This window comes from Ruegeria sp. BH8, assembly GCF_056538065.1.
The window spans coordinates 356,685-376,814 of sequence record NZ_JBQFSP010000001.1 but is presented as its reverse complement, the minus strand read 5'-3'; the positions used below and the strand labels follow the sequence as shown (position 1 = coordinate 376,814).

Genomic DNA, 20,130 nt, shown 5'->3' with positions numbered 1-20,130 from the left:
ATGGCACAGATCAAGCTTTCAAACCTTCGACACAGCTATATGCCGTCACCAAAAGGCCCCGAGGACTATGCGCTGAAGGAAATCGACGTCACGTGGCGCGATGGCGGGGCCTATGCGCTGTTGGGGCCGTCAGGTTGTGGCAAGTCCACGCTGCTGAACATCATATCCGGTCTTCTTACCCCCTCGGAAGGTCGGATAATGTTCGATGATCAGGACGTCACCGCCCTGCCCCCGGACCAACGCAACATCGCGCAGGTCTTTCAGTTCCCGGTGATCTACGACACGATGACCGTGGGCGAAAACCTGGCCTTCCCGTTGAAGAACCGGGGTGTCGACGCCGAAACCATCAAGCGTCGCGTTCTGGAAATCGCCGAGATGCTGGACGTCACGGACATGCTGAACACCCGCGCGTCAGGTCTGAGCCCGGACAACAAACAGAAGATCTCGATGGGTCGCGGCCTTGTTCGCGACGACGTGAATGCGGTGATGTTTGATGAACCGCTGACCGTGATCGACCCGCACCTGAAATGGAAACTGCGCTCCAAGCTGAAAGAGCTGCATCAGCGCGTGCAGGCAACCATGATCTACGTGACACACGACCAGACCGAGGCGCTGACCTTCGCCGACGAAGTGGTGGTAATGCAGGACGGTGAAGTGGTTCAGATCGGAACGCCGGTCGAACTTTTCGAACGGCCACAGCACACATTTGTCGGCCATTTCATCGGCTCGCCGGGCATGAACGTCCTTCCATGTGAAGCCAAAGGCGACCGCGCCGTTTTTGAAGGGCACGAGGTCATGCTGGAAGGTCCCACACATGGTGACGGCGGCCGCACCGATCTGGGTATCCGCCCGGAATATGTAGGTTTCGGCGACACCGGCATTCCGGCACATGTGACCAAGGTCGCCGATATCGGCCGCCACTATGTGGTTAGCGCCGTGGTCGGCAACACCGCCCTCAAGGTTGTGACCGAACACAGTGTACCGGAACCGGGATCACAGGTCTTCTTGCAATTCAAACCCGAACAATCCCGCGTCTACCGCGACGGCTGGATCGCAACTCAGGAGCGGGCGCAATGAGAACGGAAAACCAAAAAGCATGGTTCTTTGTCCTGCCCGTTCTTGCACTGGTGGCGTTCAACGCGCTGGTGCCCATGATGACGGTGGTCAACTACTCGGTGCAGGAAACCTTCGGCAACAACCAGTTCTTCTGGGAAGGTTTGGGCTGGTTCGAACAGATCCTGCGATCCGACCGGTTTCAGGCAGCACTTGGTCGGCAATTCCTATTCACCTTCCTTATCCTGCTGATCGAGGTTCCGCTGGGCATCATCGTCGCCCTGTCGATGCCGCGCAAAGGGTTCTGGGTGCCGGTCTGTCTGGTGCTTATGGCTCTGCCGATGCTGATCCCTTGGAATGTGGTTGGCTCGATGTGGAACATCTTCACCCTGCCCAAGATCGGATTGCTGGGATATTTCCTGAATGACGTGCTGGGCATCAACTATGACATGACGCAACAGCCGCTGTCGGCTTGGATAACCGTTATCGTCATGGACGTCTGGCACTGGACCTCGCTGGTCGTGCTGCTGTGCTATGCCGGCCTCGTCTCGATCCCCGACGCCTATTATCAGGCCGCCAAGATCGACGGCGCCAGCCCATGGTCGGTGTTTCGTTACATCCAGTTGCCCAAGATGAAGACGGTTCTGACCATCGCGGTTTTGCTGCGGTTTATGGACAGTTTCAACATCTATACCGAGCCCTTTGTTCTGACCGGGGGTGGTCCCGGCAACTCGACCACCCTGCTGTCGATTGACCTTGTGAAAATCGCGCTGGGACAGTTCGACCTTGGCCCGGCGGCAGCGATGAGCCTGATCTACTTCGCCATCACTCTGCTGGTGTCGTGGCTCTTCTACACTCTGATGACAAAGGACGACGCAGAATGAAAAAGCGGTCCATCATCCCGATCCTCTATATCGCGTTCCTGATGCTGCCGATCTATTGGCTGGTGGCGATGTCCTTCAAGACAACGAACGAGATCCTGTCGGGCTTTTCCCTGTTTCCCCAGACTTTTACGCTGGAAAACTATATCACCATCTTCACAGACCCAACCTGGTACTGGGGTTACATCAACTCGATTACCTATGTGACTCTGAACACAGTGCTTTCCGTCTGCGTTGCCCTGCCTGCGGCTTATGCGTTCTCACGCTATCGGTTCCTCGGTGACAAGCAGCTGTTCTTCTGGCTGTTGACCAACCGTATGGCTCCGGCGGCCGTGTTCGCCCTGCCATTCTTCCAGCTTTATTCGTCGATCCACCTTTTCGACACGTATCTGGCCGTGGCTTTGGCCCATACTCTGTTCAACGTGCCACTGGCGGTGTGGATCCTGGAAGGCTTCATGCGTGGCATCCCAAAGGAGCTGGATGAAACCGCCTATGTGGATGGATATTCGTTCCCGCGTTTCTTCGTGACGATCTTTCTGCCCAACATCAAGGCAGGTGTCGGTGTCGCGGCGTTCTTCTGCTTCATGTTCTCATGGGTAGAAATGCTGCTGGCCAAGACCCTGACCGCGGTTGAGGCCAAACCCATCGCTGCCGTGATGACCCGCACAGCATCCAGTGCCGGGTACGAATTGGGGCTGCTGGCCGCCGCGGGCACCCTGACCATCATCCCCGGTGCCATCGTCATCTGGTTTGTTCGCAACTACATCGCGCGTGGCTTCGCGATGGGACGTGTGTGAGGTTCAACATGCGAAAACTGCTTCTCACCCTGCCCTTCTTGCCCTCAGCAGCCTTTGCCCAGGCCAAGGCCGGATGGGGCAATGTCGGACAGGAGGCCGAAAAAGGGTTCTCGTGGACGGACCCCCTGTGGCCCGATTTCTGGATGGCATGGACACCTGCCACGCTGGCCGTGTTTGTCGGTATCTTCTCGGCCATAGCATGCATTGGCTTGCTGGAAGGCTTCAAATTCCGCGACGGAATTGAACGGCGCGGGGTTCTGGGGCTGACAACCACACTGGGGGATCGCCTGTTCATCACCCTTCTGGGGTCCGCATATATTTTCCTGGCGTGGCTTGGGCTGGTCGGGCAACCCGTCTGGACACCGCTGTTCCTGTCCATTGGCTGGGGCGTTTTTGTTTTCTGGAAAGTTTAGACTTTGAGAAATCGCGAAAGGATGCTTGTCTGTCAGGCATACTAACCATGACGACACCGAGACCAATGCGAAAGAAAAAGACAACAAATCTGCTGACCGAGGTCGAACTGGAGTTCATGAACGAGCTCTGGGCCCTCGGGCAAGGCTCGGTGCGTGATGTCCTGGACCGCCTGCCGTCAGAACGCAACCTGGCCTATACATCCGGGGCCACGATCCTGCGCATTCTGGACGAGAAGGGTTTTGTGGAAAGCCACAAGTCGGGAAAGACCCTGATCTATACGCCGCTTCTGGAAAAGGACAGATATCAGGCCCGTTCGCTTCAAAATCTGTCGCGCACGCTTTTCGACGACACCCCCGCCACACTGGTGGCGCGGCTGGTCGACGACGCGGGGCTGAGCGAAGCCGACCTGGAGGAAATTCGAGCACTGGTAGAGAGGAGACTGCAAAATGACAGCGGTTAGACCGGTTCTCGACGCATTCATCGAACTCAACATCGTGCTGGCCTTTTCGGCGGTGATCTGGCTGGTGACCCGCACGGCCCTAAGCCGCACCGCCCTGCGCAATGGCTATGTCGCACAGTTGCGGGCGCTCAAGACCTTGTGCATCTGTGTTCTTGCCAGTCCGTTTCTCGCGGTTTGCGTGTCGTCGCTGGCGACATACGCTTGGCCGGGCAGTGTCGTGGCCCTTGGTGATATCGCCGTTGCAGCCTATCTGCGCGGTGACATCGCAATGCCTGCCACGCAGTTCGAAGCACTGCTGAACACCCGCGAAAGGTGGGTTGATCTGGCATTGTCCGGACAGCAGCCTGTGATCACCCTCGTTGCCGCCATACTTGCCTGTATCGCAGCCGTGTACGCTGCGCGTGCCTTGCGGGACGCAATGACGATCCGTCAGACTGTCAATTCCAGTTTTCTTTGGCGGCGGTCCGCCAAGGTGGATATTCGACTTTCCGATCGCATCACTGTGCCCTTTGCCGTGCGAGGACTTCGCCGCCGCCACGTCGTTCTACCCAGCCATCTGCTGGACACCCCGCGCGAGTTGCGTTTTGCACTTGCCCACGAGTTTCAGCATATCCGTACGGGTGACGTCGAATGGGAACTGGGGTTTGAGCTGCTGCGTCCGCTGTTGTTCTGGAACCCCGCCTATCTGATGCTCAAGTATCAGTTCGGCCGGCTGCGCGAGTTGGCCTGCGACCAGTCGGTTGTTGCGCGCAAACGGATTGATGCGCGGGAATACACGGCGTGCCTGCTGGACTATTGCGCCCGGACAATCTCAACCAACAGCCCACGCGTTCTGAATGTTGCCTTTGTGACAGGCGGCAAGGCAAAACGCGTGTTGCGGCAACGTGTAATCGCGCTGACCGATGTTCAGCCATCGGTACCTGCCCTACCGGCAGTGTTCCTTGGAATGACGCTGATCTTTGGTGCGCTTTTGGCTCTGGGGTCGGCCTCAATCCAGCAGACACGGGATTGGAGCCATGACCGCCTGATGCTGTCGACAGTGGTCAACCTAGAACGGCTGGAAGCGCGCAATCAGGGGAACTGACCTGATCGCTTACCAGCCGCGACGCCCGAACAGCGAGTGAAGCCGCCCCTGATCGGCAAAAGGCTCGGGCGTTTGCACGCGTTCCAGCCGTGCCACTACGCGCGCGACAAGAACCCATCCTATGACAGCAAAGATGACGCCCCCAAAAGCCTGACCCAGCAGAACGCCCGAGGCCCCGGCGATTTGTGAGCCAATCATGGCAAACACCCATGTGCCAATAGTGTGACGACCCCAGTTTATCCATGTGGAATAGACCGGATGGCCCAGATTGTTGAAACTGGCATTTGTCACAAAAATCACACCGTTGAAGAACGAAGCCAATGCCAGCGGGCCGCAGAACAGATAAATCAGTACGCGCGTTTCCCCCTGGGCTGCGAACAAATTCGCAATTGGCGAACGCAGTAAAAACAAAATGGCCGACATGCAAAGAACGTAGATTGCGGTGAACTTGATCCCGGCCAAAAACGCGGCACGCACGCGATCAAATTTTTCTGCCCCGAAATTCTGCCCGATGATTGGCCCTATCGCGCCGGACAGCGCAAAGATGACCGAAAACGCCACCGGCAACAGCCGCCCAATCACCGCCATGCCCGCAACCGCATCCGTTCCAAACTGTGCAATTTCCCGCACTACGATGGCATTCCCGATCGGCGTGGCGACATTCGTCAGAACGGCAGGGATTGCGATGGCCCGCACGGGCCGAAAATCCTGTGCCACCTGTTTCAGCGATGGGCGTGCAAATCCCTGATGCACCCGCAGCGCGGGCCACAATGCTGCGCCTAACATACATAGCCGCGCCAGGACCGAGGCTATCGCGGCCCCATCCAACCCCAGCCCGACGGCAAAGATCAAAATCGGGTCAAGAACTGCATTCACAACGCCGCCGTAAATCGTTGCCATCATTGATCGGCGCGCATCGCCGTGCGCGCGCAGCACAGCCATCGCCGCCATCGCAATCGACATCACCCACATGGTCGGCAGAATGATCGACACATAGCGCGTCGCCAGCCGCAAAACCTCGCCTTCTGCGCCAAGCAGCGACAACAGAAAGCTGACGTTCAGCAACACCAGAACAGAGGTAACCAACCCGACGATCAGCCCCAGAACGGCGACACTGGATGCGTATTGCCTTGCCTGTTCGGCCCGCCCGCCGCCCAACTCACGCGCGACCAGCGCCCCGGCAGAAATCGACAGACCGATATTGATTGCGTTGGTGAAAAACAGCAGCGTCCCGGCATAACCTACCGCTGCGGCCAGCGCGTCGTTGCCCAGCATCGAGATAAAGACCATATCGACAAAATCGACAGCAAATATCGCCATCAATCCAATGCTCGTGGTCAGCGACATGCGCGTCACATGTAGCATCAGGTTGCCACTTAGAAAGATTGCCTTACCTGCCGATTTTTCCACCAAGTCTTTGGTCGTCCCACCTGCGCGACCCGGACGGGCCCATGATGCCACTGCGTTCGACAAGGGAAAGCCCCGGACAACGCCTAAGTAAACTCACGCGTTTCCGGGGCTTTGTACACCGAATATTTCAGTTCAGGCTCAGCCGACCGGAATTACACAAAGCGGTTCACGTAGTTCTCAAGCACTTCCTGACGCCCCGAGCGTGGCTGAGGATTGAGGTCTTCGGCAAGTACCCGCGCTGCAATCTCGTCGAGGCCAGAGGTTAGCATCGCCAGAGCTTTAGGCGTTTTCCAGCCTGCATACCGGTCGGCCAGCGCCTGTTCCAGACCACCATCTTCAAGCATCGCAGCTGCCGCCTTCAGGCCCCGGGCGCAGATATCCATCCCGCCCACATGCGCCGCGATCAGGTCTTCGGCATCGATGGATTGCCTGCGAAGCTTGGCATCGAAATTGGTACCACCCGTGGTAAACCCGCCCGCTTTCAGGATGTGATAATAGGCCAACGCAACCTCGGGCGTGTTGTTGGGGAACTGATCCGTATCCCACCCGGACTGGTAGTCGTTCCGGTTCATGTCGATGGATCCAAGCATACCTTCGGCCGAGGCAACAGCGATCTCATGTTCAAAGCTGTGTCCTGCCAGGATTGCGTGCCCTTGTTCCAGGTTCAGCTTGACCTCATCCTCAAGGCCGTACTTGCGCAGGAAACCGATGCAGGTTGCCGCATCGAAATCATATTGATGCTTGGACGGCTCCTGCGGTTTGGGTTCTACAAGGATCGTGCCTTTGAAGCCGATCTTGTGCTTGTACTCGACCACCATGTTCAGGAACCGGCCCATATGATCCAGTTCAGCCTTCATGTCGGTATTGAGCAGCGTCTCGTAGCCCTCGCGCCCGCCCCAAAGCACATAGTTCTCGCCGCCCAGCTTGTGGGTCGCGTCCAAACAGGATTTCACCGTTGCGGCGGCAAATGCAAAGACATCAGGGTCGGGGTTGGTGCTGGCACCCCCCATCCAGCGACGGTGGCTGAACATGTTGGCTGTGCCCCACAACAGCTTGGTTCCGGAAACCTGCATCTTTTCACCGATATAGTCAGTGATCTCATTCAGCGTTCGCAGGTTTTCTGCAAAATTGCCCTGTTCGGGACGGATATCCGCGTCATGCCAGCAGAAATAGGGCTGACCAATGATCTCGAACATCTCAAAGGCAACATCGGCCTTCATTTTAGCGCGGCCCATGTCATCTTGCGGATGCCATGGACGTTCAAAAGTCGAGCCACCAAACGGATCCCCGCCTTCCCAGGCAAACGAGTGCCACCACGCCACGGCAAAACGCAGGTGATCCTCCATGCGCTTACCCATCACGATCTCGTCCGGGTTGTAGTGACGGAATGCGAGCGGGTTCTTACTGTTCTCGCCCTCGAACTGGACCTGCTCGATCCCCTGAAAGAAACCGCTCGTCATCTCGTTTACCTCATTCCGTCTTTTCGCCGGGCTTCTTGCCCAAAATGATCATCGACAACAGATCGTCATCCGTGACATCGGCGATGTCGACAGTGCCAACCAGTTGCCCGTTTTTCATGACCGAAGCCCGGTCGCACAACTCCATCACTGCATGCACGTCGTGGTCGATCAGGAAAATCCCGATCCCCTGCGCCTTGAGCTGCTGGATCAGGTCCGCCACCATCTGTGTTTCGTGTGGGCCAAGCGCGGCTGTGGGCTCGTCCATGATCAGGATACGCGCGTTGAAGTACACCGCACGCGCGATGGCCACCGACTGCCGCTGACCGCCGGACAGCGCCGAGACCGGGTCATTGAACTTCTGAAAGTTCGGGTTCAACTGTGCCATGATCTTGCGGCATTCGGCCTCCATCGCGGCATCGTTGACCAACCCGAAGGGCGTGACCATCTCCCGCCCCAGGAAAAGGTTCGAACTTGCATCCAGATTGTCCGCCAAGGCCAGCGTCTGATAGATCGTCTCGATATTGTTTGCACGCGCATCGCGGGGGTTGTTGATCTCAACCCTCTTGCCGTCGATCAGGATCTCTCCGTGGTCCTTCTGATAGGCACCCGAAAGCACCTTGATCAGCGTAGATTTACCGGCCCCGTTGTGGCCCAGAAGGCCCACAACCTCGCCCGGGTACAAGTCGACCGAGACACGGTCCACCGCCTTGATGCCGCCGAACGAAATCGAGATATCGCGCATTTCGACAAGCGGAGGCTGGCCGGACCCACGGCCCGAAGTTTGGTTCTGTGTTTCTTGTGCTTGCATCATTTCGCTCCCAGACGTTTGCGATAGACGATGTCGATATAGACGGCCAAAACCAGAACGGTGCCCACGACGATGTTCTGAAAGGGTGCGTCCACGCCAACCATGGCCATGCCCGATTGCAGCGCCTGCATGATCAGCGCGCCTAGGATCGCGCCGTAGATCGTACCAATACCGCCGGACAAGGCGGTGCCGCCGATCACGGCCGCAGCAATCACGCGAAGCTCATCCAATGTGCCGATATCGTTCGAGTGGTTGGCCAGACGGGCCGAGGCCACGACCGCCGACAGCGCACACAGGAACCCCATCAGCGCAAAGATCTTGACGGTCATCATGCGGGTATTGATGCCCGACAGTTCCGCCGCATCCGGGTTGCCCCCCGTGGCAAAGATATAGCGGCCAAATCGGGTTTTGCGGGCCACAACAGTCAAGGTTACTGCAACAAGGATCAGGATCAGAACCGAGATCGGGATACCGTAACCCACAACAAGCCCTTCAGGCATGGTCTCGCCCCGCGCTTCGAACATACGTTCCAGCCTGCGTGTGGGGATCGAGTAACTGTTGACGATCAAGACATAGCCCATAATGGCGATGCCAATGATCCCCGCCAAAGTTGTTTCGGCCCAAACCGGTTTCACAGGGAACCCATGGGCAGCCTTGGAGCGGCGTCCGCTCCACAACGCCCAGACCGCAATAGCGGTGGCGGCAAGGCCGAACAGAAGGCTGACCGTTGTTCCCAACGTCCCGTTGGTTCCGCCAAATATCAGGAACGTGCTGTCCAGCGGGCCGATTGTCTGGCCGTCTGTCATGTACCAGGCGACGTTGCGCCAGACCAGAAAACCGCCAAGCGTCACGATAAAGGCCGGTATCGTCAGATAGCCTACCATCCAACCGTGGAATGCGCCGATCAAGGTTCCGACTGCGAGACCGACAACAAGGGTGATTGCCCAAGTCGCCGGGTGATTTAAACCTAACCCCAGCACGTTCGGCAAAAGCTCGGTTTGTGTCATCGCCATGACGGCGGATGTGGTCGCCAGCAGCGCGCCGACCGAAAGATCAATGTGGCGCATCACGATAATGAACACCATGCCGCAGGCCATTATCGCGACCGAGACGGTCTGGATCGACAGGTTGAACAGGTTTCTGGGCGTCAGAAAACGGCCATCCGTTACGATGTTGAAGCCGATGCAAAGGATGATAAAGGCGCCGATCATGCCCAATAGCCGCATGTCCAGTTCCAGTTTCTGGAACAGGTTGGCCTTTGCTTTTTGGGGTACCGGCTGAGACGAAGTTTCGGTCATATCCGATCTTTCATGTTCAGCTATGGTCTCTGGCCCGGCCTTGCGGGCCAGAGACGTTATGGTTTGGAGACTTGACTTAGTTGCAGGGTGCAGGGCCGTTCTCGACGCCCTGGCACAGGTCTTCCAGCGGAATCCAGCCAGCATCGACCACAACGGACAGGTTGTCTTTTGTGATCGGCACAGGCGCCAGGAAGACTGACGTCATCTCAGTCCCACCGGGCGAAGTCCAGCTGACCGCGCCTTCGACGTCCGCCGCAGCCGTTCCACCGCTCAGCGCGACCGCGATTTCACCTGCGGCTTTGCCCAGTTCGCGTGCGTCTTTCCAGACCGAAACGGTTTGTGTGCCTTTGGCCACCCGGTTCAGCGCCGCATGGTCGCCATCCTGACCCGACACCGGAATGCCGTCCATACCTTGTGCGGTCAGTGCAGCAACTACACCGCCTGCGGTTCCGTCATTTGACGCGACCACAGCATCAACTTTGTTTTCGTTGGCGGTCAGGATCTGTTCCATGTTGCGCTGCGCGTTCGCAGGCAGCCAGCCGTCGGTATAGGCTTCGCCAACGATCACAATGTCACCACTGTCAACAGCGCCCTGAATGATCTCCTGTTGACCACCGCGCAGGAAATCCGCGTTCGGGTCGGTGGGCGAGCCCTTGATCATCACATAGTTGCCTTTGGGCATGGCGTCGAACACCGCACGCGCCTGCATACGACCGACTTCGACATTGTCGAAAGTCAGGTAGAAGGCCCGATCATCTTCGATCAGACGGTCATATGCGATGACTGGGATACCTTCGTCGGCCGCTGCCTGAACAGCCGGTCCGATGGCCTGGGAATCCTGCGCCAGAATGATCAGCGCATCAACGCCCTGGGCGATCAGGCTTTCAATATCCGACAATTGTTTGGCCGACGACGATTGCGCATCTGCCGAAATATACTCGGCACCGCCTGCCTCAAGCGCGGCTTTGATTGCCGCTTCGTCGGTTTTCCAGCGCTCTTCCTGGAAGTTCGACCAGCTGACACCGACCGTGGTTTCTGCAAACGCAACCGTCCCCATCAGGACGGCCACAGCAGAAGCGCTGAGAATTCGTTTCATGATTTCCTCCCGGTTTATCGAGCCATCGCTTCATGATTCGTGGCTCTCACAATTCTGAGTAGCATATTTATTTCAGTCAGTAAAATATTTATGCTACCCGAAAGAAGAAAAACCGCTTACGTTTGGGAAATCACCAGATTCGCGAGGGCAGAATGCTGAAAAGCAAGGTTTCTTCAAACGCTACGGATCAACGAAACATCACCCGTTTGCGCGTGCTGGAACAAATCCGGTCGACCGGAGCGATATCGCGGATCGACATTGCAAGCGCGCTTGAGACCAGCCCGGCGACAGTGACAACAGCAACGTCAGACCTGCTTTCAGCTGGTTTGATTCAGGAAATCGAAAGCGAAACACCGTCAAAATCCGCGCGCCGCGGCAGACCACGTGTGCTGCTGAAACTGCATGGCGGATGTCACCTGATTGCCGGTGTAAAAGTGGCCCGGCACCAGATTTCAGTCATCCTGGTCGATTTTGAAGGCACTGAGATCACCTCTTACACTCATCCGTTGGAAGAGGCCCGGATGGCCCCGGAAGCGTTTGCAAAAAAGATTTGCACGGCGCTGGAACAGGCCTGCGCCTCTGCAAGCAGGTCCCTGACAGAGGTTTCCGGCGTCTGCATCGGGATTGCCGGACTGGTCGACGCGGAGCGGAATTTTGTACATTGGTCATCTTCGCTGACAGAGCGCAACGTAGATCTGAGCCCGCTTCTGTCCCAAGTGCTCCCCTGCCCTGCGTTTATCGAGAATGACGCCAATCTGGTTGCAAAGGCCGAACAGCTTTTCGGGCTTGGCAAAGGGCTGAAGAACTTTCTGGTTGTCACGATAGAACACGGCATTGGTCTGGGCATTGTGTTGGATGGCAAGCTATATCGCGGCGAGCGCGGTTGCGGCGCGGAATTCGGGCATGTCAAAGTTCAACTGGATGGCGCGTTATGTCAGTGCGGGCAACGCGGATGCCTTGAAGCTTATGTTGGGGAATATGCCCTGATCCGCGAGGCAACCATTGCCAGCCAGGCTACTGACCCGCACACTCTTGCTGATATTCACGCCGCCGCCCAATCCGGTGATGCCCGGTCCATTTCAGTTCTGTCCCGCGCTGGACAGATGTTTGGAATGGGGCTTTCCAACTTGATCAATCTGTTCGATCCGGAATGTATCATCCTGTCCGGCACCCGAGGGAGCTTTGAATACCTGCATTCTGAGGCAGTGATGACCCGTATCAAAAACGGTGTCGTCAGCGTTGACGCGCCACTGCCTGAAATCAACGTAAACCATTGGGGGGATTCAATGTGGGCAAAAGGGGCAGCAGCCTATGGGATCGAACAAGTCTCGATCCTGAAAGTCAGGGAACTGGCGGAAAATGCGAGTTGAACTGACGATCCTGCTAGCGACAGCGTCTGCCGCCACGGCCGACATCAACCTTCCGCAGTTTCACAGCATCGACGTCCCCAGCCATGTTTACGACGGCGGATGGGAGCACTTCGTGGGCGGAGGCATCGCCGTTTTCGACTGCAATGGCGATGATCGGCCCGAACTGTTTGCCGCAGGGGGAACCAACCCGGCGCAATTGTTTGTCAACACATCAGGACCCAATGTCAGTTTTCGGCCAGAAACGCCAAGCGCGCTATCCCTGACCGGCGTGACCGGCGCCTACCCAGTGGATATCGACGGGGACGGATTTGTGGACTTGGCGGTTTTACGCGTTGGCGAAGACGTTTTGTTGCGTGGCAAGGCGAATTGCGCATTCGAACCGTTCACCTCGTTGAATTTCCAGTCTCAGGAACACTGGACCACCGGTTTTTCCGCCACTTGGGAAAGCGGTCAATCCCTGCCGACACTGGCTTTTGGAACATATGTCGACCGAACCAATCCCGATGGCCCGTTTGAAGCCTGCGGGCCGACGCTTTTGTATCGCCCCGAAGGGACGGCCTATGGCCCGCCTCTCCACCTGGTGCCGGGCCATTGTTCCTTGTCCATTCTGTTTTCCGACTGGGCGCGCACCGGGCGCGCGGACCTGCGTGTCAGTAACGACCGCCATTACTATGTGCGCGGCGGGCAAGAGCAGCTTTGGGCTATGGAAGACACGCCACGCCTTTACGCGCCGGAAGATGGGTGGCTGCCCTATTCGATTTGGGGCATGGGGATTGCATCAAGGGATGTATCAGGGGACGGCTTTCCTGATGTTTACCTGACCTCGATGGGGGACCAGAAGTTTCAGATCTTTGATCCCACGGCCGAGGGACCGACATGGCGCGACGCGACTTATGACCGGGGGACAACGGCGCACAGGCCGCATGTTGGTGGCGATGGTCGCCCCTCAACCGGCTGGCATGCGCAGTTCGGCGACGTCAATAACGACGGGCGCGACGACATATTTGTCGCCAAGGGCAATGTCGAACAGATGCCCGATGCGGCGCAAACCGACCCCAACAACCTGTTGCTGCAATCCGCAAATGGCCAGTTTTTCGAAGCTGCCTCAGCGGCGGGTGTCGCCTCCATGGGCAAGTCCCGCGGTGGGGCCTTGGCCGACCTGAATGGGGATGGATCACTTGATCTGGTGGTGGTCAATCGCGGGTCAGAGCTTGAGATATTTCAGAACGAACAACAGCTTGGAAACTGGGTTCAGGTTGATCTTGGCCAGGATCGTCCCAACCGCGCAGCTGTCGGCAGCTTCATCGAAGTCAAAACCTCCGACAGAGTCCAAACGCGGGAAGTGACCATTGGCGGTGGTCACGCAAGTGGCATCTCTGGGCTTCACCACTTTGGTCTGGGCAACGCGGACGAACTGGAGCTGCGGGTTATCTGGCCAGACGGCACGGTTGGTGATTGGCAGACCTTCAGAAGCAACCAAGTGCTTCGCATCGACCGCTGATCATTGATCAACGGGCAAACCGCTGGGAACATGCGCTGGCACACCCAGCCGGACCGCCGGGTCTAGCAATGTGCTGAGAAAGCTCAAAATGGCGTTTACTTCATCATTACTCAGGCTGATTGGGGCCAGATCATTCGACACTGCAATCGCCTCGGTCAGCGTGGGGTCGAGCAAGGCTTTTTGATCTTCCGCGCCCGGAAACTCTGGCAACGCTGCTTTTTCGACCGAATAGCTGCGCAAAGCTGCGACCGGATCCAGATGATGACGGACAACATCTTCAAGCCGCGCGTAAGCTCCGTTGTGACCATAGGGTGCCGTAAGGGTCACATTGCGCAAGGATGGCGTGCGAAATGTGAAGGCGTCATCCGCATTGCCCGTCACACGCAATCGCCCGTCATCGCGAACATGGTTCTCGAACCGGGCGGCTTTTCCCGGCCCGATTTGCGGCATGGCGATAGAATGAAATCCATGATCCGTCTGGAACCAGCCGGAATGGCAGGTGCTGCACCCGGCTTTGCCGTAAAAAAGGTCGAGCCCCATCTGTGCCTGCTCGGGCAGCGCTTCTTTCCCCTGCATCGCGCGATCAAACAGGCTGTTGTCAGCGCGCCATTCAAAGGCGATGAAATCGGCAATGATATTGGCGATTGCGGTAAAAGTAATCTCTTCTCCGGGCGCGAGCTGGTCAAAGCGCGCCCTGTATTCCGGGATTGCGGCAACACGCGCCGCGATAAGGTCCCATGCGCCGTCCTTTTGGGTCAGCAAACCAAGACGTACGGCTTTGCTCACTTCGTTTTCCGAATAGTGGCCGGCCATTTCGTCAGCCGACAAGACCGGGAACATTGCTTGCGCGGCCAGTGCAGATTGGAAGCCCGGCCTCATATCTGTGCCCAAGGGCGTTCGGAACCCGTCAGGCTGGGACGGGTCTGCCTCAAGACGCCCGTCATGAAAGAAGGTGGTGAATTCCAGCGCCCCAAGGTTCCACAGCCCTGGTGCATTTCGGGGAATGCGCTGCTCGGGCCTGTTTTCCTGATCAAGCCTGCGCGCGGCCCCCAGCCCCACACCGCCCTCGCCGATACCCAGAGACAGCGCATCTGACGTTCCCAGTTTAGGATGATGGCAAGTGGCGCAGCTGATGTTTTTGTTCCCCGACAGGATCGGGTCGTAAAACAGCAACTGCCCCAGTTCGACCTTGGCAAGATCCGGTTCTACAAATTGAGGAAGCGGCCCGAGGTCTTGCGCCTGCGCCGCCTGTAGTGTCACGCAAAGGGCTAGAGCGTATACCGATATCGCAACTTTCATACCTGATCCTCTGGGATTTCCAACGTCAGAACTTGTTTATACGGACGGTCCGGAGAATAGATGACGGACGGAAACAAGGGGTGGTTCACAGCGTCCGTGTAACCGGAAGGCTCAATGCAAAGCCCTGCGCATGGTGTGAAAGGATCAGACAGGTACGACGCGGAATAGACCTGCGCGCCGGGCTGATCAGAGTAAACATTCATGCGCAAACCTGACGGTGTTTCAACCGTTGCAACCGGTCGATTTAATTTGCCCGCCTCTTCAAACACGAAGTAGTGGTCAAGGCCACGCCCCTCATTACCGATAACGCGCACGGATGAGAAATCCAGCCCTTGGTTTTCGATCTCATTCACGACGCCTGTCGGAATGGAGCTGTCGTCCAACTCCAGTACCCGCTTGGAATTCAGTGTCAATCGGCTGTCAAGAATACCGCTTTGGCGCCCAAGAGTATAGTAATTGTGCTGCGCAATGCTGATCGGCGTAGGCCGGTCCGGCCATGCGGTGATCGTGTAAGTCAGCCGTGGAAAAGCCAGCTCGACATGAATCTCGAACCTGATTTCTCCGGGAAAACCGTCAGCGCCGTCAGGTGACGTCAAGGACAGAACCGCACGGTTCGACTTGGTCTTCCTGATAATCCAGTGGCTGCGTGACAGCCCGACCACACCGCCATGCAGCGTGTTTTCCCCCTCATTCGCCGTCAAGCGATAAGCGGCATCCTGCATATTAAACTTTGCGCCACCGATCCGATTGGCGACGCGACCCACGATTGCACCTATGTAATACGGGTCCGCCAAGTATTCCTGCGGGTTTAGATAGCCCAGGATCAAGGGCGTTTCACCGATCCACCACCCTTGTGTGATCGCCCCATAGCTCAGCAGGGAAACCGACATCGCACCATCTTCCAGAACAACCTGTTCGATGGGTAGGGAAGTGACGCCCTTCATCATGGCGCAGACAAGGGGGATAGTGCCGCATAAAACTGGCGGTACCTTTGATATTCAGCCTCATAGGCATCGAATAATCCCGCGCGGGGCTGAACAATTTCAGAGATTTCTGGCGATGTCATGAGCTCCACCGGGTCTGCGCCGTTTACTGCACAGGCAGCAAGGCGCGCCGCGCCGATGGCGGCTCCGAATTCACTGCCTTTGGGCAAGGCAAGCGGGACGCTCAGAACAGTTGCCAGCGTCTCGACCCAGAACCGGGATCGTACGCCCCCGCCGACAACCATCAGGCTTTCAGGTTTTGTTCCCGTGCTCCTGAGGGCTTCAAGGCAATCACGCAGCGCGAATGAGACACCCTCCATCACGGACTGTGCAAGATCCGCTGGATCCGACGCAATATCCAGCCCCATAAACGCCCCCCGGATGGCGCTGTCATTATGAGGGGTACGTTCCCCCGACAGGTATGGCAGGAACTTGGTCTTCGACGGCCCGGTGACGGTATCCGGCAAAGCCGATGCGAGTGCACCAACGGATTGGCCGAGATTCCGGGACAGCCAGTTCAGGCTGTTGGTCGCCGACAGGATGACGCCCATTTGAATCCAGCGCTCCGGCACCGCGTGGCAGAAGCAATGAACCGCCGTTTCCGGTGCGGGCGCGTAACTGTCCTTGGCAACCAGCAGCACACCCGACGTTCCCAGCGATAGAAAACCGCTGCCTTCGGCGATGCTTCCAATACCACAGGCCGCCGCCGCGTTGTCGCCTGCCCCGCCGGCAACAACAACGGGTCCGGTCAGGCCCCAGTGCTGCAAAATCTCCGCCCTCAGCTCGCCCCCGGCAGCGCTGCCTTCGACCAGTTCGGGCATCTGATCCCGACGCATATGGCTGAGCTCAAGCGCTTTTTCTGACCATTCCCGACGTCCGACGTCTAACCACGCTGTACCCGCGCTGTCAGACATGTCGCTGATGTATTCTCCGGTCAACCAGAAGCGCAAATAATCTTTGGGGAGCAACACTTTGGCAGTCTTTTCAAAAACGTCAGGTTCATGCCTGCGCACCCATTCCAGTTTAGGCGCAGTGAAGCCGGGAAAAACGATGTTTCCGGTGATTGATCGCATCGCGGAAAGCGCATCCAGTTCGGCAGCTTCACGGGCAGACCTGGTGTCGTTCCAAAGGATACAGGGCCTCAAGACGCTACCATTTCGGTCCAGAAGCGTCGCGCCATGCATATGCCCGCTAAGACCAATGCCACGCACTGCCGAAACCGCAGCGTTGTTTTGCCCGCGCAACTGGGCAACGACCTTTTGACACGCTTCAACCCAATCCGCAGGTTCTTGCTCTGACCAGCCCGGATGCGGTGTCGATGTATTCACGCTTGCTTCGGCCTCGGCAACGACGTCGCCGTCTTCACTGACCACAATTCCCCGAAGACCTGACGTCCCCAAATCAAGACCGAGATACACCTGTTCCTCCCACTTGTAAGCCGCAATACGTAGGCAACAGAAACCCAGTTTTGCAAAGGTATCAGGCTTCACTGGCACAGTTTGCGCTAACATAACAAGGTGAAACAACACAAGGCACATAAAAATTGATGCCGTGCTGGACAGCACCGAATGACCGGGACCCAGACAGCGACCAATGCGAAGGCACCCGGTGAGAGGTGACCTGAACTAAGCCGCAGGAGAGATTTTTTGCGATTGTCTGGCGCCATGTTTCCGTAAAAACTTCGGAACGTTCTCATCTTACTGATTTCGGGCAGGCAGAGCGTCTGACACCATGATCAGTCGCAAGAAGGAAATCGGCAAATGAAGTCACATGCCAAAGTTGTTGTCGTTGGCGGCGGATGTGTGGGCGCGTCCATTCTGTATGGGCTGACACAGCACGGCTGTAGCGATGCGGTGATGCTGGAACGGACCACGCTGACCTCAGGCTCGACCTGGCATGCCGCAGGTCTGCTGGTCACCTTCGTGCGGTCCCATAACGTGTCGAAGATGACGATGGAAACCATCCGCATCTATTCCGAAGTCGAACAGAAGATGGGTGCATCGGTAGGCTTGCGCAAAGTGGGTCAGCTGCGCGTTGCCAACACCCAGGAACGTTGGGATGAATTCCAGTCATATATCTCGATTGCCGAGGCCGCCGGTGTGCCCTGCAAACTTTTGACGCCGGCGGAAATTGCCGATGTTCATCCCCTTCTGAACCAGTCCGAGCATATTCGTGGCGGTATTCTGCATACCGAGGACGGCTATGTGAACCCGGCCGACATCACCATGGCAATGGCAAAGCTGGCGCGGGACGCAGGTGCCAAGGTCTTTCAAAACACCGAAGCACGGGCGTATGAAAAGCTGGAAAGCGGACATTGGAAAGTGACCACCAATCAGGGAGAGATCACGTGCGAGCACCTGGTTTTTGCCACCGGAAACTATGCCCGCGAAAATGCCCGGCGCGTTGGGCTGGACCTGCCCTGCATTCCCATCGTTCACCAATACTGGACCACGGAAACCGTTCCACTGCTCAAGGAACGTCGCGCGCAGGGGCTGCCCGAGTTCCCGATCTTGCGGGATGAGGATTACGGCGCATACCTGCGCGAAGATGTGGGCGGCATTCAGTTCGGGCCCTATGAATTCACTAAGGACCTGAAGCTGTTTGCCGAAGACCGAGTGCCACCTGACTTTGGCGCAGACCTCTTGCCCGAGGATTTCGATGCCGTGGAAACCCAATGGGAACGGGCAATCGAACGGGTGCCAGTTCTTGGCGAGGTGGGCATCAAGGCCAACACGCGCGGCCCCTTCCAAATGACGCCAGACGAATTGCCACTTGCCGGGCCAGCGCCGGGGTACAAAAACCTGTGGCTGGCCGAAGGGATGCCCGGTGGCATTCTGTGGGGCGGCACCGTGGGCGAACGGCTGGCTCGCTGGATCGTCGACGGTGATCCGGGCATGGACATGTCGGAGCTGGATCCGCGTCGTTTCTCTGACTACGCCTCCAAACGCTGGACCATGGACAAGGTTCGCGAAACCTGGGGCACACATATGAACGCGCACATCCCCGGCGAAGATTTCCCGGACGCGCGCCCAATGAAAACCGTGGGGTCTTACGATCTGCTGACGGCGCATGGCGCAGTCTGGACCAGCTTCAACGGCTATGAATTCCCGCGCTGGTTCGCCAAACCGCCGCAAGAGGCGATCCCCGAACATTCTTTCCGCCGCACCAACCACATGGAACGCGTTCAGGAGGAAGTACGTACCACCCGCGAAGAGGCCGGGTTCATCGAGATGTCGCCGATGACCAAGTTTACTGTACGCGGACCCGGCGCAGCGCGGTGGCTGGACGGTCTGATGGCAAACAAAATGCCCAAGGTGGGTCGGATGAGCCTGTCGCTCTTGTTGAACCCAAAAGGTGGCATGGATGCGGAATACACAGTTGTCCGCTATGCCGAGAATGATTTCTATCTGGTCTCGACCCCGAATTGGCGCGCCTATAACTGGGATCAGCTGCAACGTCTGTTACCACAAGATCAATCGGTTATCCTTGAAGACGTTTCGGAACAGTTGGGTGTGATCGCTCTGGCCGGTCCCAAGGCGCGCGAGATTTTGCAACCATTGACCGACAACGATTTGTCGAATCCTGCTTTTCCCTGGCTCTATGCGCAAAAGGGTGAAGTGGGCTATGCCAAAGACGTACACCTGCTTCGGGTATCTTACACAGGCGAGCTGGGTTGGGAACTGCACCATCCTGTCGGGTATAACCGCCATCTTGTCGACCTGCTTTTGAAAGCCGGTGTAAAACCCTTCGGTCTTGAGGCTTTGGAGTCCATGCGCCTTGAAAAATCCTATCGCGCCATCAACCGCGAGATTTGCAAGGACATGACACCGTATGAGGCCAGCCTTGATCGGTTTGTCGTCACCGAGGGGCGCGAGTTCATCGGAAAAGCGGCGCTGGAGAAGCAGAGAAGCGAGGGCAATCACAAACGGCTGGTCACGTTGAAACTTCCCTTTGGCGAAACTTCGGTGATGTTCGATGAGGGTGTTTATGCAAACGGTGAACTGATCGGGCGCGTTACGTCGGGTGGGTTCTCTTATTATTGCAACCACGACATAGCGATGGCACTTGTACCAAACGATATGACCGCGCCGGGTACAAGGATGCAGGTGTTGGTCCATAACGAAATGCGCGATGCCGAGGTGATCGATACTTGCGCCGTTGATCCCACCAACGCGCGTGCGCGTGCCTAACCCCTGAAGTAAAAAGACTGGATTTG

The 20,130-nt window shown here is 57.3% G+C and carries 17 protein-coding genes; 9 read left to right on the top strand and 8 right to left on the bottom strand.

Annotated features, from left to right (window positions below):
• The 6 genes from ACR0AD_RS01840 (at position 1) to ACR0AD_RS01815 (ending at position 4,689) form a co-directional block, all read left to right on the top strand.
• Complete coding sequence (locus ACR0AD_RS01840) at positions 1–1,077, top strand: ABC transporter ATP-binding protein (protein ID WP_480486087.1); 1,077 nt, start codon at positions 1–3, stop codon at positions 1,075–1,077.
• The gene (locus ACR0AD_RS01835; RefSeq protein ID WP_209595792.1) at positions 1,074–1,937 is read left to right on the top strand and encodes a carbohydrate ABC transporter permease; all 864 of its coding nucleotides are present in this window, start codon (positions 1,074–1,076) and stop codon (positions 1,935–1,937) included. The genes ACR0AD_RS01840 and ACR0AD_RS01835 overlap by 4 nt, the downstream gene beginning before the upstream one ends.
• Entirely contained in the window at positions 1,934–2,731 is a 798-nt protein-coding gene (locus ACR0AD_RS01830) for a carbohydrate ABC transporter permease (protein WP_155139158.1), read from the top strand. The genes ACR0AD_RS01835 and ACR0AD_RS01830 overlap by 4 nt, the downstream gene beginning before the upstream one ends.
• An 8-nt stretch (positions 2,732–2,739) precedes the next feature.
• On the top strand, positions 2,740–3,144 hold the full coding sequence (locus ACR0AD_RS01825) for a DUF2160 domain-containing protein (protein ID WP_480486089.1): 405 nt from the start codon (positions 2,740–2,742) through the stop codon (positions 3,142–3,144).
• Positions 3,145–3,209: 65 nt separating this feature from the next.
• Positions 3,210–3,605: a BlaI/MecI/CopY family transcriptional regulator gene (locus ACR0AD_RS01820; RefSeq protein ID WP_209504337.1), complete on the top strand. Its 396-nt coding sequence runs from the start codon at positions 3,210–3,212 to the stop codon at positions 3,603–3,605.
• The gene (locus tag ACR0AD_RS01815; RefSeq protein ID WP_480486090.1) at positions 3,592–4,689 is read left to right on the top strand and encodes a M56 family metallopeptidase; all 1,098 of its coding nucleotides are present in this window, start codon (positions 3,592–3,594) and stop codon (positions 4,687–4,689) included. The genes ACR0AD_RS01820 and ACR0AD_RS01815 overlap by 14 nt, the downstream gene beginning before the upstream one ends.
• Positions 4,690–4,698: 9 nt before the next feature.
• Here ACR0AD_RS01815 and ACR0AD_RS01810 read toward each other — a convergent pair whose 3' ends face one another.
• The 5 genes from ACR0AD_RS01810 to xylF form a co-directional block, all read right to left on the bottom strand.
• Positions 4,699–6,054, bottom strand: a complete 1,356-nt coding sequence (locus tag ACR0AD_RS01810) for an MATE family efflux transporter (protein WP_480481692.1) — start codon at positions 6,052–6,054, stop codon at positions 4,699–4,701.
• 197 nt (positions 6,055–6,251) lie between these two features.
• The gene (gene xylA / locus ACR0AD_RS01805) at positions 6,252–7,559 is read right to left on the bottom strand and encodes a xylose isomerase (protein ID WP_480486094.1); all 1,308 of its coding nucleotides are present in this window, start codon (positions 7,557–7,559) and stop codon (positions 6,252–6,254) included.
• 10 nt (positions 7,560–7,569) lie between these two features.
• Positions 7,570–8,367, bottom strand: coding sequence for an ATP-binding cassette domain-containing protein (locus ACR0AD_RS01800; RefSeq protein ID WP_480481611.1), 798 nt, complete (start codon positions 8,365–8,367; stop codon positions 7,570–7,572).
• Positions 8,367–9,665: a sugar ABC transporter permease gene (locus tag ACR0AD_RS01795; RefSeq protein WP_480486096.1), complete on the bottom strand. Its 1,299-nt coding sequence runs from the start codon at positions 9,663–9,665 to the stop codon at positions 8,367–8,369. Before ACR0AD_RS01795 ends, ACR0AD_RS01800 begins: the two co-directional genes overlap by 1 nt.
• Positions 9,666–9,741: 76 nt before the next feature.
• Positions 9,742–10,761, bottom strand: coding sequence for a D-xylose ABC transporter substrate-binding protein (xylF, locus tag ACR0AD_RS01790; RefSeq protein ID WP_267364640.1), 1,020 nt, complete (start codon positions 10,759–10,761; stop codon positions 9,742–9,744).
• A 152-nt stretch (positions 10,762–10,913) separates the two neighbouring features.
• On the opposite strand from xylF, the gene ACR0AD_RS01785 reads away from it, so the two are divergent.
• Together ACR0AD_RS01785 and ACR0AD_RS01780 are read left to right on the top strand one after the other, a co-directional pair.
• The gene (locus ACR0AD_RS01785; protein WP_480486098.1) at positions 10,914–12,131 is read left to right on the top strand and encodes an ROK family transcriptional regulator; all 1,218 of its coding nucleotides are present in this window, start codon (positions 10,914–10,916) and stop codon (positions 12,129–12,131) included.
• Positions 12,121–13,632 carry a CRTAC1 family protein gene (locus tag ACR0AD_RS01780; RefSeq protein WP_480486099.1) on the top strand — a complete coding sequence of 504 codons (1,512 nt, stop codon included), beginning with the start codon at positions 12,121–12,123 and terminating at the stop codon, positions 13,630–13,632. Before ACR0AD_RS01785 ends, ACR0AD_RS01780 begins: the two co-directional genes overlap by 11 nt.
• Here the strand turns inward: ACR0AD_RS01780 and ACR0AD_RS01775 are convergent, their stop codons facing one another.
• The 3 genes from ACR0AD_RS01775 to xylB are packed head-to-tail and all read right to left on the bottom strand — an operon-like array spanning position 13,633 to position 17,332.
• The gene (locus ACR0AD_RS01775) at positions 13,633–14,931 is read right to left on the bottom strand and encodes a cytochrome-c peroxidase (RefSeq protein ID WP_480486101.1); all 1,299 of its coding nucleotides are present in this window, start codon (positions 14,929–14,931) and stop codon (positions 13,633–13,635) included.
• Positions 14,928–15,878, bottom strand: a complete 951-nt coding sequence (locus ACR0AD_RS01770) for an aldose epimerase family protein (RefSeq protein WP_480486103.1) — start codon at positions 15,876–15,878, stop codon at positions 14,928–14,930. Before ACR0AD_RS01770 ends, ACR0AD_RS01775 begins: the two co-directional genes overlap by 4 nt.
• The gene (gene xylB, locus ACR0AD_RS01765; RefSeq protein ID WP_480486105.1) at positions 15,875–17,332 is read right to left on the bottom strand and encodes a xylulokinase; all 1,458 of its coding nucleotides are present in this window, start codon (positions 17,330–17,332) and stop codon (positions 15,875–15,877) included. The genes ACR0AD_RS01770 and xylB overlap by 4 nt, the downstream gene beginning before the upstream one ends.
• Positions 17,333–17,674: 342 nt before the next feature.
• Here xylB and ACR0AD_RS01760 point away from each other — a divergent pair, with 342 nt between their 5' ends.
• Entirely contained in the window at positions 17,675–20,104 is a 2,430-nt protein-coding gene (locus ACR0AD_RS01760) for a GcvT family protein (protein WP_480486107.1), read from the top strand.
• Positions 20,105–20,130 lie beyond the last annotated feature (26 nt).

Bases quoted from the DNA above. Each gene is read 5' to 3' on its own strand.
- ACR0AD_RS01770 (WP_480486103.1), bottom strand. From the start codon at position 15,878: ATGATGAAGGGCGTCACTTCCCTACCCATCGAACAGGTTGTTCTGGAA.
- ACR0AD_RS01785 (WP_480486098.1), top strand. From the start codon at position 10,914: ATGCTGAAAAGCAAGGTTTCTTCAAACGCTACGGATCAACGAAACATC.
- ACR0AD_RS01835 (WP_209595792.1), top strand. From the start codon at position 1,074: ATGAGAACGGAAAACCAAAAAGCATGGTTCTTTGTCCTGCCCGTTCTT.
- ACR0AD_RS01800 (WP_480481611.1), bottom strand. From the start codon at position 8,367: ATGCAAGCACAAGAAACACAGAACCAAACTTCGGGCCGTGGGTCCGGC.
- ACR0AD_RS01830 (WP_155139158.1), top strand. From the start codon at position 1,934: ATGAAAAAGCGGTCCATCATCCCGATCCTCTATATCGCGTTCCTGATG.
- ACR0AD_RS01775 (WP_480486101.1), bottom strand. From the start codon at position 14,931: ATGAAAGTTGCGATATCGGTATACGCTCTAGCCCTTTGCGTGACACTA.
- ACR0AD_RS01780 (WP_480486099.1), top strand. From the start codon at position 12,121: ATGCGAGTTGAACTGACGATCCTGCTAGCGACAGCGTCTGCCGCCACG.
- xylA (WP_480486094.1), bottom strand. From the start codon at position 7,559: ATGACGAGCGGTTTCTTTCAGGGGATCGAGCAGGTCCAGTTCGAGGGC.
- ACR0AD_RS01820 (WP_209504337.1), top strand. From the start codon at position 3,210: ATGCGAAAGAAAAAGACAACAAATCTGCTGACCGAGGTCGAACTGGAG.
- xylF (WP_267364640.1), bottom strand. From the start codon at position 10,761: ATGAAACGAATTCTCAGCGCTTCTGCTGTGGCCGTCCTGATGGGGACG.
- ACR0AD_RS01825 (WP_480486089.1), top strand. From the start codon at position 2,740: ATGCGAAAACTGCTTCTCACCCTGCCCTTCTTGCCCTCAGCAGCCTTT.
- ACR0AD_RS01840 (WP_480486087.1), top strand. From the start codon at position 1: ATGGCACAGATCAAGCTTTCAAACCTTCGACACAGCTATATGCCGTCA.
- ACR0AD_RS01760 (WP_480486107.1), top strand. From the start codon at position 17,675: ATGAAGTCACATGCCAAAGTTGTTGTCGTTGGCGGCGGATGTGTGGGC.
- ACR0AD_RS01810 (WP_480481692.1), bottom strand. From the start codon at position 6,054: ATGCTACATGTGACGCGCATGTCGCTGACCACGAGCATTGGATTGATG.
- ACR0AD_RS01795 (WP_480486096.1), bottom strand. From the start codon at position 9,665: ATGACCGAAACTTCGTCTCAGCCGGTACCCCAAAAAGCAAAGGCCAAC.
- ACR0AD_RS01815 (WP_480486090.1), top strand. From the start codon at position 3,592: ATGACAGCGGTTAGACCGGTTCTCGACGCATTCATCGAACTCAACATC.